1 pseudogene is annotated in these 463 nt (G+C 58.1%); it reads right to left on the reverse strand.

Features of this window, described 5'->3' with window-relative positions:
• Positions 1-331: 331 nt before the first annotated feature.
• A pseudogene (locus tag BG61_RS42655) lies at positions 332-463 on the reverse strand (glutathione-dependent formaldehyde dehydrogenase); the annotation flags it as partial.

Below are 463 nucleotides of genomic sequence, written 5' to 3' on the forward strand. Positions count from 1 at the left end.
TTGATGACTTCGTGGTGCTACCTTGTAGCAAATATCGTGCCCCGCGGTGCGTCAAGACTGATAGCGGCCCGAGCGGGGTCCACACGACGTTGCGAACCCTGGCCGGGACAAGGCCGTGACTGCTTATTTGCGTCCGCAGGCACGCGCATCAAGACTGTGGGCCAGTGCACCAATGCTGTACGAGGCTCATCGGAACGAGAGATCATTGCATCACTCTTCTAGAGTAGAGGGTCGCGAGTATCAGACGGTTGGCGCCGCCCCCGCTCGCGCCATGCCGTTAAGGCTTGAGAACGACCTTAATACAGCCGTCTTCCTTGTCACGGAAGGTTTTTTACATGCCGGGCCCTTCCGAGAGCGACACCGTATGGGTGATCACGAAGGACGGATCAATCTGTCCTTCCTGATTCGGCGCAGCAGATCGTCGGTCCAGCGGTTCACGTGAGTCTGACCCATTCGCCATGTG

Source organism: Caballeronia glathei (assembly GCF_000698595.1).
Lineage (GTDB): Bacteria > Pseudomonadota > Gammaproteobacteria > Burkholderiales > Burkholderiaceae > Caballeronia > Caballeronia glathei.